Source organism: Mycobacterium sp. NPDC048908 (assembly GCF_043197955.1).
In the GTDB taxonomy this organism is placed as follows: Bacteria; Actinomycetota; Actinomycetes; order Mycobacteriales; family Mycobacteriaceae; genus Mycobacterium.
Window position 1 is genome coordinate 20881 of sequence record NZ_JBICUE010000002.1, and the last position, 17348, is coordinate 38228.

A 17348-nucleotide genomic window follows, 5' to 3' on the forward strand; every position below is an offset into this window, starting at 1 on the left:
ATGGCGGACGCGAAGGAATCCAAGCGCCTCGAGGCGCTGACAGTCTGGGCGCAGCGCTCCGCTGCGGCGGGTATCCCCGCGCCGGGTGCCAACGAATTGGCAAGTATCGCAGCCCATCCCACAAACTGGACCGAACGGGTGGCCTCACCGGTGCTGGCCGCCTGGGCACCCACCATCGATCATTTGTTGCATCAAATCAAGTTCGGGGTCAGCCCGGTCACCGCTGTCGACCAATTACCCGATGAACTCACCCTGCCTAGCTCAGATCTCCCGGCCCCCGAACCCGAATCGGTACCAGCCGAACCGCCACCGCCGGCGACCGAATCTGGGCTCGAACCTGATGAGGCGCCGAGCACCGACGGGCCCTCGCAGATCGTCGAGGCCTTGATGCGCTGGCGCGGTGCCCGCATCGCAGAGGGAGCTGAAGGTGCCGACCTGATCAAAGATGTCACGCTGCGCAACCTCGTCAAGTTCGGCCATAGCGATGGTCACCAGATAGGCAAGAAACTGCCCGGCCCCGCCGCCTACCTCGGCCGCGAAATCGCCGCTGTTATCGCCGAATTCACAGACCCGGATTCCAGAGCGCCCGCGCCACCTGCGGCCGATGACCCCCCCGAACAGTCGGCACCGCCGCAGCCCGCGGCGTTGACACCGCCGCCTGCGCCTACGCCGACCGTCCGGCCGACGGCTGAGCCACAACGGCCCGCACCACGGCAGGATCGCACCGAAGGTGTCTTACTGAACCTCACCCACAGCGACTTCTGTGACTACGAGTATGGCGACTCCGAGATCGCGCCGGGACCCGTCACCATCAAAGCCACCGCAGACGGGTTGCGCCTGGCGTTCGAGCCGTACCTACCCGAGGCCGGCAAGATGGTCATCTATCGAGTGGTCTCCGGCGATGACTCCGAGCCATTCAAGCCAGAGGCCGGCGACCTCGTCGCAGTGACAACCGCTCTGCAGGTGCACGACAACCGCTACCTGTCCTGCGCTGTGCGTAATTACCAGGTGTGGTGCCACGTAGGCATCGATCATGAGGATGCCCGACACAATCAGCCGTTCCTGCTCGCGATAGGCGAAGAAGTCAGCCCGGTCGATGATTTCGTCGTCAGCGAGGACGAGGGCCGGGTAATCGGCCGGTGGACAACCTTTCCGGGCACACGAGCCGTGCGGGTCTTCCGCATTCCGCTGGAGGGCAGCGCGCCCGTCCGTGACGACCCCCGCAATCAAATCAGTGCCGACAAGCCGAACCTGACCGGTTTCGTCGACACCCAAGTTACACGCGGAATGCGCTACCTGTACCGAGCCCTGGCCGAAGTCACCGTCGGCTCCTCGGTTCGCCTGTCGCGACCCCGACAACAGGAAGTTCTGGTGTCGGTCGACCTCGTCGGCGTCGAGGACCTGGAAGTCATTAGCGCCGAAGACAATTCCCGATTCGATCTGGCATGGACAACACCGGAAGCCGGGCACGTGCGCGTATACCGCGTCAGCACGCCACCGCCGCCCGGGCTGGAAGGCAGCGAAATGCCCGAGGCCGCCCTGCAGGTGCAGGGATTCACCGACGAGACGCTGATCAAGGACCCCGTCGTACCTGCCGACGCGACACATTCGCGGATCGCGGGCGTGCCATGGCCGGCCGCATGGGAACGCGCTTACCTGACACCGGTCACCGTACTGGGCGGCAACGCCCGCATCGGCACAACCAAAATCAAGACCCGACCGGTGCCACCGGTCACCGACGCCGAGATCATCGAACGCTTCGACACCGAGATCGTCACATTCGGTTGGCCGACGGGCGCAGCTGCCATGCTGGCCTACGTCGGCAGCACCACACTGAGCCCCGAAGAGATCTGTGACCGCAGTCAGCCACTGGCCGAGATGAGCGCCGCTGAGTACCGCCGCGACGGCGGACTGATCCTGCCACGGCCTCTAGAACCCAAGGGATGCACTGTCTGTCTGGTGCCCGTTGCCTACTCGCGGGGAGAGCAGGTGCGAGGAGAAATCACTGCGCTGCACTATCCGGGGCTACACAGGCTGCGCTATGACCTAGTCCCACAACAGATCCCATCGCGATACATCATGGAGATCAAGATTGAGAGCAATCTCGACATCGAATCGCCCATCGGCTTCGTCATGAGAAAGCGCCTGGACCGCTTCCCGTTGAGCCCCAAAGACGGCGAGCTAGTGTACTTGCTTCCGCCCGAGGGCGGTGAACCTCTGCCGCAGTGGGTCCTTTCAAACCTTCCTCGTGGCGAACATTTGACCGGGTGCAGGGTCGACTGGACAAATCACCGCGGGTTCTTCCGACTGTTCGTCTCTTCGCAGGCCGACCCGAACAAACGATATGCGCTGGCCGACACCTCATTGCACCGGCTGTGGTTCAATCCCGCCATCGGAGCTCCCGAATGAGCGCACCCTCACCGCAGGGCTTCTCAGGCAGCGCGACTATCGGCGTCACACCTGCGCGCTACGCCCAGCTGATCTACACCTCGTTCAATGACGGCTCCGGATCCGGGGGCGGCTGGCAGGTCAAGGCGCAAGCCGGTGATCTGACCGCAGCCGAATGCCAGGAACTGACAGCCCGCGTCGTGGCTCGGTTCGATGTGGGCGACCCGTTGCCCACCTATCCCACACCTGATGAGATCGCTGGCCGGCCCGCGCGGTTGGTCTATGCGACGCTCGACGGTGACACCGCAGGCTACTGGCATACCGTCGACGCGGGTATGGACGCAACAGGTCGGCCCGGCAACGTGATGGCTCACGTCCTGTTCGACCGAAGCATCACCACGCCGACTGCACTTCGGCCGATTCAACTGTGGGGGTCCCCGCAATGGCTTCGCCCATACGGCGCCGCCGAAGTCGCTGCAGCCACATTGAACGAGAAGACGGTTCCCGAACCCACCCCACAAATCGGCGCAGCGTCAGTGATCTCATTTCTGACCGGCACGACCATCGACCGGCAAAGCGTTTTCCGCGTCCTGCTGGACGCGGTCTACGCCGCAATGGCCGGGGGGCCGGGAGTGATGCTGATTACGGGCGACCTCGACAGTGGCCCGCGGTGGATCGCGGCAGTCAGCTTCTTCATGTCACCGGGGACGGCCCGCCGGTTCAGCTGGTCTACCCATGACGATCCAGCCCTTGCCGCAGCGGATCTCAGCCGGGGCATCCACTTGGTCGTCGTAGCGCGTGCCCGGGTAGCTGATGCACCAGACGGCGAATGGATCGCCATCGATGAATTTTCAGAACCGGGCATCGGTCAGCTTGGATCGACGCACCAGACCGCATCCGGAGCTATCACGGTGACAGGGTGGTCAGTCCTCGCCGAGGGCGTGCTCGCCGACGAATTGCTTGCCACACGGCTTCTGGCACAACAAGACAGGATCGCCGCCGAAATCGGTGACCAAGGCCTCACTCCGGTGTGGCCGCTGGCCGTCGCGGTGCGCCGCGACGACGAACTCAGCGAGTTTCACATCGACGCAGACCAGGTCATCGCCGACGATGCACCGCGCCACGCCGACAACGTCGAATGGATCGCCGCCACGGTCGCCGCGGCCGCAGCAGCCACCGCCCCCGCGAACTCCGCGGACGCCTATGAACGTTTCTTGCAAGCGCGCCAGCGCCGGACGGGGGTCGCAGCAGCCGCACAACGGCTGCTGCACAACGTCCTTAACGACCCCGAATGGATACTCGGTGGTCAGCTAGCCGAGCTGCCAAACGAACCGGTCGCTGATCTCGAACCGCTGCAGCCGGCCGTAGCCGCCGCGCTGGAGACGGCCACTGAGTGGGGTTCGACGGATCCGGTGCAAGGGCTGCGCGCGCAGTTGCGCATCGCCGAGTTGCTCACCAGGCTATGTTGCGCCGATACGCATTTGAAACGCGCGGCCGGCAGCATCAGCGCGCTGATCAGCCCCGCCGCGCTGGGCGCACTGGCTGACAGCGTCGCGGCCCGACCGTTGCTTGACGACGCTGCAATCAGTGTCGCGACGCGCGAACGCGTGCTTCGGCCGGTGATCGCCCGCCGGCCTGCCCACTTCCTCGACAGCTTCGGCGACACCGTTTGGGGGTGGCTGTTCGGTGAAGACGCCACAGTTCCCGCCATCCCGGCCAACCCGAACCCCTACGATTGCGTTCTGCTGCCACGCTATATTGCGCGGGTACTCGACCATCCCGAAAAGCGTGCTCTTACAGCAGAATCGGCGGCCGAGCTAGCACTGGATGCGATGTATCTTGCGTTGGGCGCCGATGAGCTGCCCGACCACGAGTGCCGTGACCTGATCACCCGGCTCAGTGGGCACACTCGGCTAACCGAGTCCCACCTCAGCGGAATGTTCAGCCGGTGGCCTCGGCGCGTCCGTCCAGCCGCTGCGATCTCGGCGATGTATTACGACGCACTTCCGGCGGAGCTGATCGACACGCTCGCCGACGCCGCAGTTCCATACGCCCCCGATCGATGGGACGTCTGCGCGGTGGCAGCGGCGCGGCTGCGCGCGCTGTACCGAACCCGGCCATGGACTGCCGAACGCGTCGAGCAGGCATTAAATGAATGCGCTTGGCCGGTTTTCGACAATCTGCCACTCGGCCACATCGGAGAACTCACTGATGACCTGGTCGCACCGCTAGCCGTGTTGTTCACCGTGGGCCAGGCTCGTGGTGACTCCTGGTGCGATGTCAAACGACCCGCCGCACAGGAGGTGCGTCGACGGCTGCGCGCAGGCAGCGGTGATATCGTTGATCTACTCACCGAGCTGGCCGAGGACGGAATCATCGACACCGACTGGCTCGTCAGCCAAGGGATGATGAGCCGCATCAAGGGTATTGCCGAAACCGCCACACTCCTGAGCGATCCCACCGATGACCAGCCCGGCTGGGCAGATGCCGTGGTAAGCGCGCTGGTAAAGCGACGCGCATACCGCGGCCCCACTGACGCATCCGGGGTTCGAGACAGCGCCTGGCCGTTGGTCCGTGATCTGAGCGCCGATGACGCCGAAAAGTTCTTCGCCGGTTATCAACGCGCCGCGCGGGACTGGCTGCAGGCCAACCGCATTGGGCAGTCGGACAGGCTGCGTCCCGGCTTTCTGAGGCCGAGCTGAGAGGAACACGACTGTGGCGACTTACCTGCTTGACGGCGCCGGATCCGCACGGCTGCCGCGGCGACCGCTGTCGGTGACGTTGGCCGTCGTCGGCCCACGAACATCGGGTGTGCGCCTAGTAGCGCGGCTCGCCGACGGCGCCGACGCGCCCGTGCGGGTTCACACGCCGGGAATGCTGATTGTGCCGCGCGTGGATGACGAGATCATCATTGCCGCCGTGCCCGAGGCAGGCCTGGCCCAATTCGACGAAGACACCGTGCTTCACGTCACCATCGGGCCCGACAGTCCGCAGGACATCGACGCCGACTACGCGCAACTGGCCCCACGTGAAGTGTCCGGCCTAGCCTCTATCGAGCTCGCGACGATCGCTCCGGCGACTGTTGACCAGGTGGCCGTGACGACTCGGCTGACTGTCGCCGACGCGCCATTGCCGCCGTTGTCCAATCGTGCACGGGTCGCGTGCCGCGGTGCGCTGGGCGTGGACACACTGCCGCCGGACCGTCAGGTTACTGCCGGCTGCGTGATCGACGCCTCGGCTTCCGTGGCTGCGCTGGTGGGCGACGGAACGCTCGGCGCCGCAATCGATATCGTCGCCGGTGTCGCGGCGGTCATCAGTGGCTCACAACCCCTGCGCGCCTGCTTGGCCGATGACAAGTACACCGAGATACCCGCTGGGCCGCTCGGCGAACTTGCTGACCGCGCGCAGCACACGCTGCGACAGTCCGGATACGGCATTGCGGCGAATCTGGATGCCGCAGCGCGACGCGTCAGCGGCTCAGCCGGGTTCATCGTCGTGATCACGGATGCCGCGGTGCGGCCCCCCCAGCAAGAGGTTCCGGTGAGTTTGATGGTGCTCTCGGAGTCCGCCCGGCGCTACCCCGGCTTCTCCGGGGCCACATTCCCGCCAGCGCCGACAGGTACCCGCGCCGAAGTGTTCTACGACGCCAACCCTCACCTCATCGACCAGGCGGTGGCAGCGCTGGTTGCTCCGCTGCGCGAGCGAAGGTGATGCCGATGACCAAATGTCCACGATGCTTCAACGTTCTGCCCGAACACATCTCGGCCTGGTCGGAAGCGCAGCCACGTGACCCGGGGGTCGACGACGCGGCCACCGCTTACCGCGGCCACCCCGTAGCGATGGGCAGGGTCGTGGAGTCTCAACTTCCCGCCAGCGCTGCGCCAGGTCAGCCCTCGGCCGCGCAACAAGCTGAGCATGATCTCGGCGGACCGGTCGTTGAGGTGTGCCCGCTGTGTCATTACCAGCTGCCGATGCATTGGCGGCTGGGCAATGTCACCTGTTTGGCGATGGCCGGCGCCCAGTCGACCGGTAAGACCGTGTACATCGCGGTGATGGTCAAACAGCTGCAGCGCCACCTCGAAAGGGCTGGGCGTGAAATCGATCCCGCCAATTCCGACACGCGCCAGCGCTACACCGCCAACTATGAAAAGCCGCTCTACGAAGAGCGCGGCATCCTGCTGTCCACGCGGTCGGCGGCCACCGAAGACAGCCACCAACTCGACCCGCTGATCTTCAGTTTGGGAATGTGGAACGGTGTGCGCGAGTATCTGGCGATCCGCGACGTCGCGGGCGAAGACTTAGAGGAGGAACGCCATACGCTGGGCGGTCGGGCGTGGGAGTTCTTCTCCGCCGCCGATGCGGTGCTGTTCCTGTTCGACCCCATGCGCGTCGACGAGATAAAAGACCATCTGCGCGACCTGATTCCCACCAGTACCGCCACTGGCGGTGACCCACGTGACGTGTTGCGCACGGTGATGCGGTTGATCGGCAACGGCAACCCGAAACTGGCAGTGATCCTGTCGAAATTCGATGCGCTGCAACAGCTCCAGAAGGTGACCAAGAGTTCCTGGGGACAGATCATGTCCAACGCCGGTGCTGCGTTCGCCCGCGACCCAGGTCTGGTCGCCGGGCAGTACAACGAGGACGATGGCCTGCTCTTGCACGCTGAGGTGCACAGCCTCCTGCAAGAACTCGAGGCCGGTCCGATGCTGCGGACGATGACCAATCCGCAGACCGGCCGCCAGTACCAGCATCGGTTCTTCGCCGTCTCGGCGCTGGGTGGTTCTCCACATGGAGAGAAGCTCAATCCCAGCGGCATTTCCCCGTTTCGCTGCATGGACCCGGTGCGATGGGTATTCGCCGAACGCCAGGTCTTGACATGAACCCGCAGCGACGCTTACCGAAGGCGTCACCCCATTAACGATAGACCCAGACCTAACGCTGCCGGCACCGTCGGCAACGTCGCCACCCACCAAGAACGGAGATCAACAGCGTGTCAGTGAATTTGTCTAAGGGCCAACGTATTTCGATGGTGAAAGCCGGCGGCGGCACCTTGACCCGCGTGCGGATGGGCTTGGGCTGGGATGCAGTCAAAAAGCGCGGGTTCTTCGGCTCCAAAGAGCAGGAAATCGATCTGGATGCCTCCTGCATGATCTATAGCCGCGCAGGACAGCTCCTCGACGCTGTGTGGTGGAAGCAGCTGCAAAGCCGCGACGGCAACATCGTTCACACCGGCGACAATCGCACCGGGGTTGGGGAAGGCGATGACGAGTCGATCATCGTCGACCTGGCCGCCCTGCACTCCGACGTCACCACCCTCGTGTTCGTCGTCAACTCATTCACCGGGCAGAACTTCTCCCAGATCGAAAATGCGACGTGCCGGCTGGTCGACAGCACCACCGAAACGGAGATCGCCCGCTATGTCCTGACGGGCTCAGGCACCCACAACTCGCAGATCATGGCCAAAGTCACCCGAGACGGCGCGGGATGGTCGATGACGGCGATCGGCGCCATCGCCAACGGGCGAACCTTCCACGACCTCGAACCGGCCGTGCGGCAGTTCCTGTGATCGGCGCAGCACGTTAGCAACGTCGGCGCGGGCTCCACGGCAGCGCGTCCAGCTACCTTTCGATCCCGACCGAGTAACTCGAACGGTTGACGAAATCGTGCGCACTGTTGCGTTAATCTGTTGCTCGCCGCCGACGATAGGGCTGCGGCCGCCGGCTCAACGGTGCCCGTGGGGAGGATCGCGAAATGCCCAGTGAATGGTCACAGCGGCTGCGTCAGCTAAGTGACATGCCGCGCAACCGGGAAACCTTGTCCAGGCTCACCGAGGTCGCGCCGATACCCGAGCGGTTTCGGTCACGGTCAGCTCCCGCATCTGCGTCGATCTCAACCACCAACCCCTTCACCGAGCCGCCAATCCCGACCGCCAACCCCTTCACCAGGCCACCGGCCCCCGGGCCCAACCCCTTTCTTCCCACGACGTACGGAGAAGGTGCGGGCGCGCACACGACGCCGTCGGTGAACACATCGCCCGCGGCGCCGCCGGCGCGCCCGGCCGCGGTACGCGTCGCATTCTTCGCCTTGTTGAGTGCTGCGGCGTCGACGCTGGCGCTGGCCGGGCTGGGCGTCTATGCGATCGCTGAGTTGCGCTACACATTCGACAACGTGTTGAAGATCGACAAGAGCGGTACGGCTGCGGTGATCGCATCGGGGTACGCCGACAACACAGAGATCGCGCTTCTTGTTGCCGCTGCCGCCCTGGGTGCGGTGCTGACGGTGTGCTACTTGTTCGTCGCGCGGGCGATCTGGAAAGGCCGCAGTTGGCCTCGGCGAGTCAACCCAGTTCTGGCGTTCTTGTCATTGCCCGCGTTATTTATCGGGCACATCGCGCTTATCGCAGTGCTCGCCGGAGTCATCGCCGCGGCGGCGTGCTGGGTGCCCAGCGCGCGCACCTTCGCGACGCAAAGCCGCGCCTATACCCTGGCCCAGCGGGCCGCCCGCCGCGCACCCACCAGCGCATGAAACGGCACGTAGGGGAGCCGCAATGCCGGTGAGCACGCGGCTCCCCGCGACGCAGGCTTACGGCTTGTCGGTCACAGACGGCAGATGTCCACCATGACCACACAACCGGTGATACGACCGATGATCAGGACGGCTGCGGCGCTTGTTGGGATGCTGGCGGCTGCGGCAGTGGGGTGCGCGAGCCCCACCGCGCCTGCCCCGACGGTTGCGCCGGCACCTTCGACGGCGGGCTCGAGCCCGGCGACAGCGTCGCGTTCGGCCGAGCCTGATGGGACCGCACGGGCCAGCGCCCCGGCTCAGACCTCGGCCCAGCACATTTCGGAGTTGCTGAAAGCCATTCCTGTGGTAGCCAAACTGCCCCAGGTTCCGGGGTACGAGCGCAGCTGCAGCCCCGGGAAAGGGTGCGTGTTCGGCGCGGCGTGGAACGATCCCGCCGACACCTCGGGGTGTGATACGCGCAATCGCGTGCTGGCAGCCCAATTGACCGACGTCGTTTTCAAACCGGGCACCCGCAACTGCAAAGTAGTCTCGGGCATCCTTCACGATCCGTACACCGGCGTCACCCTCGTGTTCGACAATGCGACCCGAGCTGACATCGAAATCGATCATGTATTTGCCCTTGCCGCCGCCTGGGACGCCGGTGCAGCGCAGTGGCCCTACGAACGGCGAGTTGAATTCGCCAACGACACCGACAATCTGCTTGCCGTCTCCGGCGAGGAGAATCAGCACAAATCCGATTCAGGTCCAGGGAACTGGTTGCCCCCGAACCAGGAATTCACCTGCCGATACATCGAGCGCTACCTCAGCATGGCCGCCAAGTATCAGCTAATGGTTGCCGAGCAGGACAAAACGGTGGCCCAAAGCGCCTGCCCGGGCTGACAATCAGTTGAGAACGGGCACCCTCACTCACATCGCGGTGTTGACGCAGCATGAAGGAGCACGATGAGTCCGACGGTGGTATTCGCACTGGTCATCGCGATCGAATCCTTGGCGGTCATCACCGTGATCGTCGGGATCTGCTTCCTCATCTGGGGCGACTTCTCGGTGGAAGCCGACACCCAGCCGCGCGCCAAGGTGCTCTCAGCGCCACAGACCACTACGACAAAGAAGACCACCCGCCGCACTCCGGCCGCACGGTCGGCCGCGATGAAGACGACAGCTTCGAGCGCCGCAGCGGCGCCGACGTCACCGCCGAAGGTGGTCATGACCAAGACCGCCCGGACGAATTCAGCCGAGCCCCATGATGAGTGATCGGGCCAGCGGTGTTGCGTGCGCCTGCGACGGCTTAGACAAACAGCCGCGGCGATGCGTCACCGAGGAAAGGAGCAAAGGTGGGGTTTGGGCTGAGCTTTAAGGTGGCGCCTGGTGTGCGGATCCGCGCGTCCAGTCGCGGCGTACGCACCAGCATTGGACCCCGCGCGGCGCGCATACACGTCGGTGGCGGACGCACCCGCGTCTCCAGCGGCTTCGGCCCGTTGACCGTATCGACGGTGGCGGGCTCGGGCGGGCGGTCCAGTCGCAGCGGACGACGCCAAAATTCCTACAGCACAGTCAACCTCGCCGCTTTGCAACGTCAGGCGGCGGCCGCGGAGCGCGCCGAGGCCATTGAGTCGGTGATGCGGCTGGAGCATTCGCTGCTCACGTTGCACCTGGAGGACTTCGCTCCCGCCACCCGTCCAGTGTTGCCCGAGCCCGCAGCACCTGACCTTCAGGCGCTTGTCGATGCCCGCAAGCGCCAAGCACTCGAGGGTGTTTCGGTCTTCGACCGCGCCAAACGCAAAGAGGCCCAACAGTGGGCCGAAAACGCCGGACGCCATGACGCCGACGTTCAGTGGGAGCAGGTCAAGCGCACGCACGCAGAGCAGCAGACACTGCTGGCAGAGCAGTGGAACAAGTTGATCGCCCACGACCCTGAGGCGGTGCACCTTGCCCTAGAGGAAGCATTCGAAGACAACCAGTCACCAGCGGCCTGCCTAGATGTCGGAAAAGACATCAGCACCGACACCGGTGTGCGTTTCGCGACAGTACTGATTCTGTTCGGGCCGGTGGATTTGGTCCCGGAGCGCCGCCCCGCGCTGACGCCGTCGGGTCAGCCGACACTGCACAAACGCACGAAGACTGAGCGCAACGACTTCTACGTCCGCGCTTTGGGTTCAACGGTTCTGGCGACGGTGAAGGAGGGGTTGGCCGTTGCCCCGAGCATCACCGAGCTGCGGATCGTCGTGCTCCGCAAAGATCCGCAAGCCACAACACCGTCCGGGTACGTCGAATGGATCTACGCCGCGCGGTATCCCCGCGCGTGGACCGCCGCGCTTCCGTGGCAGTCCCTGGATCCCGCCGAGGTGCTGCTGAAGGCCCCGCAGGCGAAGATGTTGCGCAAGGGCGCGGCCGGCAACATCGTGGGGCTGCTATTGGATGACGAGCCCGGCCTTTCGGCCATCGTCGACAGTGTGCGCGAAGCGGTCTGAGAGCTTTGCCGTGCGACACGAAAGCGCACCGAACGGTGGCATGATGAGCAACTCGTACCGCGAGGCCCCCGCTCGCCGGGCACATACCGAGGTTCTATCCGCATTTGCGCTGCCGACCCGGAAATTGACGGCTAGGATCACCACAACGCCAGCGTTCAGCACACGCGTTCAGCACACGCTGAAACCACATAGCAACGCACGGCGCCGATCAGGCCGCGCGCCGATCCATCAACTGCGTCGGTTCAGTGCCGGGGCCTGCCACGGCCTGCAGCAGTTCCTCATGGGTGTCCCGCACACTGCGGTAGCTCTGCATATACCGGTCGATCTGCTCGCGGCGCAGCGGTTGGGCCCAGATGTTTTCTCCAGGGATTTCGATACCGCTGTCGTTGGATTCCGTCCGCTTACGTGCGCCGACCCGGAAACCCACCACCGACGCGACCATCAGAATGGCCATGCTGGCCGCGATGATGCCGGCCAGTGCGCCTCCTGTCGCCAGCGCGTAGACGAACATTCCCAGCGCCACGAACACCAGCAGCAACAGCACATAGGCCACATTCGTCGCCGAAACCCGTCGCAACGCTCTCAACATCTCGCTCACCCCTCCAAACTCGTATACAAAACGCTACGTGTAGCGTAGCGCTACGCCTAGTGTAGCGTTTTTCTCGCCGCGGTTATTCCGCCGTCAGCCGAGGAGGGCCGAAATGGTGCAGCGACAAGATGTCGACGACTCCATCGCCGACGCCACCCTGGCGCTTCTGCGCACCAAAGGCTCCCGGTCGGTGACCGTCGAAGCTGTCGCGGTGCTTTCGGGCGTCGCCAAGACAACCATTTACCGCCGGTACAGCGACCGCCGCGACATGCTGTCCGCAGCGCTGTCCCGGGTCACCACCCCCGACCCGCTCCCGCCACAGGCCGACCCTCCGGAGCAACTGCGCTGGCTGATCACCGAAGCCGTCAAGGCCGTTGAGGTCGGCATTGGCTACGGCGGGCTCGCCGCTTTGCTCACCGACGAGGACCCCGCCTTCACCAAGCTCTTCCGCCGCATCCTCGCCAAGCAGCGGGCCGAACTGGAATCAGTGATGGGCGCCGGTAAGTCCGACGGCTCGTTGCGCGCCGATCTCGACGCCGCCACACTCGTCGACGCAATCGTTGGTGCGCACATCGCCGAGCGCACCCGCACCGGGCGGGTCGCCAAGGGATGGGAAACGCGTTTGTTCGATCTGTTCTGGCCAACCGTGCGAGCCTGAGCCCCGAATCCACAAATTCCGCGCGTTCGTTCGCCTCACCAACGGCGACTAGCACAAGGTCTACCAAGCACCGCGAGTACGGACAACCAATGGAGCACGCGCTGGTGTGCGGCCCGGTCTGTGACACGACGGTGGCTAGCTGCATGCGTGAACACGGGTGTGATGTCGAGTAATAAACGCTATATGTCCGAGGCGGCGGCCAAGTCCTCTTTGTCGGCGATATCGACTACGAGCTTGATGATGACGAGGGTGAAGCGGTTGAGGAGCCACTGGAGAATCCATGCGAAGTGGACCCTGAGTGGTCCCCTCGTACGCCATCGGTCCCACCACGCGATGAAGGGTGGACGTCCACCGCGTAGCCGTGGCGTAGCGCAGCCACCGATAGTGATGGCGTGACGACTGTCGCGAAATCCACTCCAGCGTTCACGATTTCGACAGCGTCGATGTAACCCATCGGTGTCCACCGATGTAGGAGCCTGTTCCAGATCAATCGGTAGTCGTTGTCGCCCAGCGTGACGAAGACGCCGTCCGGCAGCGACACCAACGCGCTGGTACCCCTGGAAGCCTGCCGCGATTTCCTTAATCGCCGGTCGAGATTCGTCGCACCCTCCACCTTGACCTCGCCGGCCGCGTTCACCGCCGCCATATAAGACCGGTACTGCTCACGTCGACACTCGCCGCACGGGCGATGACCCGCGGCGAGGGCCACAGCCTCGTCGAGAAAGAACAATTCCGTGTACGTGCCGGGGCTCATCACCTGACGTCTGCGGCCCTTGAATTCGAGGCGACATATCAGCCACGCGGCATTGCGCGACGTCCGCACAATCTGGCGGTTGTCGTCGTGCAGGATGCCGCGGTTGCCCATGAGTGTGCCCCGTGCGGGGCTGGTGATGATTTCACCGCCGGGTGCGACGCGGTTCTGCAGCGGCATGATCGCGACGGTAGTCGCCGGGGGCGACAAGGTTCATCAAGATGTCCACGCGGATCAGTTAGTTACTCGCGAAGTGGCGGATTACGGCGATTCACCGAGATGCCGTTGTCGGTGACACCCTATTGATCAGGCGACGACTCTGCTGATCGGTTCGCGTTCGGTTGTGGCTTCCAACTCACCAGCCGGCCTCCCGGTGCGCTGACGACCAGCGCACCGTCTGAGCTCGAAACGTTCCATGCTTCATAGGCGGGGTCCGACTCGACCGTTATCCGTACCCCACCGCCGAGAACCACATGCAGTGCCCCTGCTTCGTCGGCCGTAGCCTCGTCGATCGTGTAGCCGATCAGCTGACGTAATGCTTGGAGGACGTTGTCGGGGTGTTCTTCAGGCGACAGCGCAACTGCGTTCCCACCAACGTGCAATGTGAACGGTGATTCGATCGTGATGAAGTAAGTATCGGAAACCTGCATTCTGGCGGCAAATTCGACCGACACCGATAGCAAACGCTTGCCGCGTAGTCCTAGGTCCATCGCGGCCAGCCTTTCGGTATCGGAAACCCCGGAGTTACGAGGTATGTCTACCTCGGCTGTGAGAGCAGGCGCTGCTCAACCGCCGCAGTGCATCGATTACGCATCGAATCGGTACGATGGCATTAGTGTCGTCGACGGAAGGTGCCATGGCCCGCTATCTCCTCGCTGCAAGCTCGCTTGCCGGTCATGTCATGCCGATGCTGCGCATCGCCGCCGATCTGCGCAGCCGCGGCCACGACGTCACCATGCTCACCGCCCCGCAATACCGCCAAGCGATCAGCCGAAGTGGAGTCCACCTGATCGATCTACCCGTGGCAGGGCAGCCGTCCACGCATCGCGGCAGATCCGTTGGCAGAGCGTCGCTTCCGTCGCTGGCGAATCGGTGGCTGGTCGGGCGCGCCGACCTGCGCTCGGTCTTCATCGAGCCGATGGCAGCGCAATACCAAGCGCTACTCGAAGCACTGCACACCACAGCCGCCGATGCGGTGTTGTGCGACGTCGCATTCACCGGTGCAGTCCCGATGCTGCTCAGTGACCTCACCCGCCCGCCCGTCGTCGTATGCGGGGTCGGCCCCCTGACCCTGTCCAGCGCCGACACGCCACCGTTCGGCATGGGCTGGCAGCCGCAACCGCAGACCGACTACCGCGTGATGACCCGGTTCGTGCACGAAGTGTTGTTCGGCGACGTGCACGCGCAATTCAACCGCCGCCTGGACGCCCTCGGCGCGTCACCCTCGCCGGTGTTCCTCACCGATTGGCCGGTCCTCGCAGATCGATTGCTGCAGCTGACCATTCCCGCACTCGAATTCCCGCGGCGCGACTTGCCGCCCTCCGTGGTGTTCACCGGCCCGGTCCTTCCTCCTGCCGCCGAAACCGTGTCCGCGCCGCTCACCGACGCCCACGCCAAAACCGTGGTACACGTGACCCAGGGCACTTGGAACAACAACGATCCCTCCGACCTAATTCGGCCCACCCTTGACGCACTCCGCCATCGCAGCGACCTATTGCTCATGGCGACCACCGGCCGGCCCGGACAGACGACGGTGCCCGGCCGCATCCCGTCGAACACCTACATCACCGACTATCTGCCCTACACCGAGTTGCTGCCGCACGTCGACGTGATGATCACCAACGGCGGCTACGGCGGCGTGCATGAGGCGCTCGCACAGGGCATCCCGCTGATCATCGCCGGCGACAGCGCCGACAAGCCTGAGGTCGCCGCGCGCGTCAGCGCCACCGGAGCCGCCATCTCCCTTGACGCCAAACGCCTTTCGCCGCACGGCATCTCCGCGGCCGTCGACGAGATCCTGTCCACTGCGCGATATCGGGCCGCCGCCCGAGCGTTGGCCGACCAGATCGCCGAAACAACCGCTTACGACACGATCGCCGACATCGTCACCGGCCTCACGGTCAACGACCGCCCGCAACCGGCGTCCCGCCGCTAGAACCGCGGAAGCTCGAAGCGGCGCGACTGCGTCCCGGACTTGAGCCGCGCCGGCCCGTCGTGCAGGCCTGACCTGTGGACTAAAGCTGCCAGTCGTTGGAGCCGTCGTGCCTGGAGTAGGTGCCGCCGCTGGAGTTCTTGACCACGATGACATCACCGGGGTTGAACGTGTTGAAGAACCATTGCGCGTTGGCGGGGCTGATGTTGACGCACCCGTGACTGACGTCGCGCTTGCCCTGATCGTCCACCGACCACGGGGCGCTGTGCACGAAATCGCCGCTGTCGTCGAACCGCACGGCGAGCTCCACCGTCGTGCGATAACCATAGGTGGAGTTCACCGGGACGCCGTACGTCGAGGAGTCCATCACCACGGATGGCATCTTCTCTTGCACGTAGTAGCTGCCGTTCGGGGTTTGGTGACCGCCTGCTGTCATGCCCATCGACATCGGGATCGTCTTCTCCACGGCTCCGTTGCGGGTGACCGTCAATTGATGGGTCGCGTCATCGGCGGTGGCTATCAACGCATCTCCCGTCTGAAAGCTTGTCACCGTGCCGCCGGCATCGACCGTCACTGCGGTGTGTGCGGGCCAGAAGCTCAGCGGACGCCATCGCAGCTGTGTGGGCGTCATCCAGTAGAACTTGCCCGCAACCGGTGGGACTGAGGACACGTGGACAGCGCTCTCGGCGTCAACCGAATTCTCGACGAGGCCGGGGAAATTGATGATGATCGGCTGCCCCACACCGACCGTCGACCCGTTGGCGGGCACGATCCTCGGCGGCCCGAACGGGGCGGTGCCCGTAAACGGTGTGGGGTCTTGCCCCGCGCCCGGCCCTGGATCGTCTGGCGCAGGGTCAGCCAGCGCGTAACCCGAACTCAGCAGCATCGAGCTGACGATCGACACCACAGCCACTGCTCTCAGAGCGGCGCGAAGGCGTCCTTTCCTGCATTCCGATATCGACATGCCACCAGTCTGGTACGCCTACCTGTGTCCTATAGCGGCAACCCCGATTTACCGTGCTTCATCTCTTGGCGACAAACCAGTTCATCCAGAACGGCCACAACGGACGTCGCGCCTCCCACCAGAACGTCGACGAATCCCTCGGCGGTGACCCGCGATCGCCCCAATCACCACGACCGTCGCGGCCACACCGGCCGTCACCGACAACGTTGTACTGCCGCGCCCTGCGGCGCTGATCGCGATCGCCACCAGTGCCCACAACGCGGCTGCCACGTACCCGGGCGATCCGCGCAGCATCGTCGTCATCCCCACCGCGAACACCGCGGCCGCCACCAACACCACGAACTGCCACCCCGCCGCCGACGCCGACACGCCCGAACTGATCAACGCCGCAGCCACATTCGCGAACACCGCGATGCTGCTCCACCCCAGATACAAGCCGAACGTCACCGTCGCCAACCCCACCAGCCACCGCGGGCACGTCATGTCGTGCGGCCGTCGCACCAGCAGTCGCATGATGTGGGCCAACGCCGACACCATCACCGCGAACACCACCACGCTGACCCACAGCCAGTCCTGTGCAGCCACCACGAGCCACACGCTGAACCCGACGAACACCACACCGGCGTCGATGAGCAGGCTCGTCTCCCACCACGCACCCAACCCGTAGCGCAGCACCGCCACCGCCGTCACCCCGCTCAGCGCCGTGATCAACCCCCACAGACTGAACGCATACCCGGCCGGCGTGATCAGCGCCTCGTTCGTCGCACCCGACTCGAGGAAGTTCCCCGCCACCGCGTCGGCGACGAAGGGCGCCGCCAACTGGCTCAGCGCCAGCACCGCGGCGATCCAC

At 64.6% G+C, this 17348-nt stretch carries 16 protein-coding genes; 11 read left to right on the forward strand and 5 right to left on the reverse strand.

Annotated elements, in window-relative coordinates:
• The 9 genes from ACGFK1_RS04725 to ACGFK1_RS04765 all read left to right on the forward strand — a co-directional run bounded on the left by ACGFK1_RS04725 (position 1) and on the right by ACGFK1_RS04765 (position 11384).
• Positions 1-2409: a hypothetical protein gene (locus tag ACGFK1_RS04725; RefSeq protein WP_393426421.1), complete on the forward strand. Its 2409-nt coding sequence runs from the start codon at positions 1-3 to the stop codon at positions 2407-2409.
• Entirely contained in the window at positions 2406-5090 is a 2685-nt protein-coding gene (locus tag ACGFK1_RS04730) for a hypothetical protein (RefSeq protein WP_393426424.1), read from the forward strand. Before ACGFK1_RS04725 ends, ACGFK1_RS04730 begins: the two co-directional genes overlap by 4 nt.
• Positions 5091-5103: 13 nt before the next feature.
• Positions 5104-6099: a hypothetical protein gene (locus ACGFK1_RS04735; RefSeq protein WP_393426427.1), complete on the forward strand. Its 996-nt coding sequence runs from the start codon at positions 5104-5106 to the stop codon at positions 6097-6099.
• A 5-nt stretch (positions 6100-6104) separates the two neighbouring features.
• Complete coding sequence (locus ACGFK1_RS04740; RefSeq protein ID WP_393426429.1) at positions 6105-7271, forward strand: hypothetical protein; 1167 nt, start codon at positions 6105-6107, stop codon at positions 7269-7271.
• 116 nt (positions 7272-7387) lie between these two features.
• Complete coding sequence (locus ACGFK1_RS04745) at positions 7388-7957, forward strand: TerD family protein (protein ID WP_393427846.1); 570 nt, start codon at positions 7388-7390, stop codon at positions 7955-7957.
• Between the two features lie 185 nt (positions 7958-8142).
• On the forward strand, positions 8143-8916 hold the full coding sequence (locus ACGFK1_RS04750; protein WP_393426432.1) for a hypothetical protein: 774 nt from the start codon (positions 8143-8145) through the stop codon (positions 8914-8916).
• Between the two features lie 324 nt (positions 8917-9240).
• On the forward strand, positions 9241-9795 hold the full coding sequence (locus ACGFK1_RS04755) for an HNH endonuclease family protein (protein ID WP_393426435.1): 555 nt from the start codon (positions 9241-9243) through the stop codon (positions 9793-9795).
• A gap of 63 nt (positions 9796-9858) precedes the next feature.
• Positions 9859-10167, forward strand: coding sequence for a hypothetical protein (locus ACGFK1_RS04760; RefSeq protein WP_393426438.1), 309 nt, complete (start codon positions 9859-9861; stop codon positions 10165-10167).
• An 80-nt stretch (positions 10168-10247) separates the two neighbouring features.
• The gene (locus ACGFK1_RS04765; RefSeq protein ID WP_393426441.1) at positions 10248-11384 is read left to right on the forward strand and encodes a DUF4236 domain-containing protein; all 1137 of its coding nucleotides are present in this window, start codon (positions 10248-10250) and stop codon (positions 11382-11384) included.
• A 208-nt stretch (positions 11385-11592) separates the two neighbouring features.
• Here ACGFK1_RS04765 and ACGFK1_RS04770 read toward each other — a convergent pair whose 3' ends face one another.
• Positions 11593-11973, reverse strand: a complete 381-nt coding sequence (locus ACGFK1_RS04770; protein ID WP_393427847.1) for a hypothetical protein — start codon at positions 11971-11973, stop codon at positions 11593-11595.
• A 112-nt stretch (positions 11974-12085) separates the two neighbouring features.
• Between ACGFK1_RS04770 and ACGFK1_RS04775 the strand changes: the two genes are divergently transcribed.
• Positions 12086-12631, forward strand: coding sequence for a TetR/AcrR family transcriptional regulator (locus ACGFK1_RS04775; RefSeq protein WP_393426444.1), 546 nt, complete (start codon positions 12086-12088; stop codon positions 12629-12631).
• Positions 12632-12857: 226 nt separating this feature from the next.
• On the opposite strand, the gene ACGFK1_RS04780 is transcribed toward ACGFK1_RS04775, so the two are convergent.
• Together ACGFK1_RS04780 and ACGFK1_RS04785 are read right to left on the reverse strand one after the other, a co-directional pair.
• Positions 12858-13562, reverse strand: a complete 705-nt coding sequence (locus ACGFK1_RS04780) for a hypothetical protein (RefSeq protein ID WP_393426447.1) — start codon at positions 13560-13562, stop codon at positions 12858-12860.
• Positions 13563-13681: 119 nt separating this feature from the next.
• Positions 13682-14092, reverse strand: a complete 411-nt coding sequence (locus tag ACGFK1_RS04785; RefSeq protein WP_393426450.1) for a DUF6188 family protein — start codon at positions 14090-14092, stop codon at positions 13682-13684.
• Positions 14093-14238: 146 nt separating this feature from the next.
• Between ACGFK1_RS04785 and ACGFK1_RS04790 the strand changes: the two genes are divergently transcribed.
• The gene (locus ACGFK1_RS04790; protein ID WP_393426453.1) at positions 14239-15537 is read left to right on the forward strand and encodes a glycosyltransferase; all 1299 of its coding nucleotides are present in this window, start codon (positions 14239-14241) and stop codon (positions 15535-15537) included.
• A 79-nt stretch (positions 15538-15616) separates the two neighbouring features.
• Here the strand turns inward: ACGFK1_RS04790 and ACGFK1_RS04795 are convergent, their stop codons facing one another.
• Both ACGFK1_RS04795 and ACGFK1_RS04800 read right to left on the reverse strand, forming a co-directional pair.
• Entirely contained in the window at positions 15617-16420 is an 804-nt protein-coding gene (locus ACGFK1_RS04795) for an Ig-like domain-containing protein (RefSeq protein WP_393427848.1), read from the reverse strand.
• Between the two features lie 159 nt (positions 16421-16579).
• Entirely contained in the window at positions 16580-17335 is a 756-nt protein-coding gene (locus ACGFK1_RS04800; protein WP_393426456.1) for a hypothetical protein, read from the reverse strand.
• Between the last annotated feature and the right edge of the window lie 13 nt (positions 17336-17348).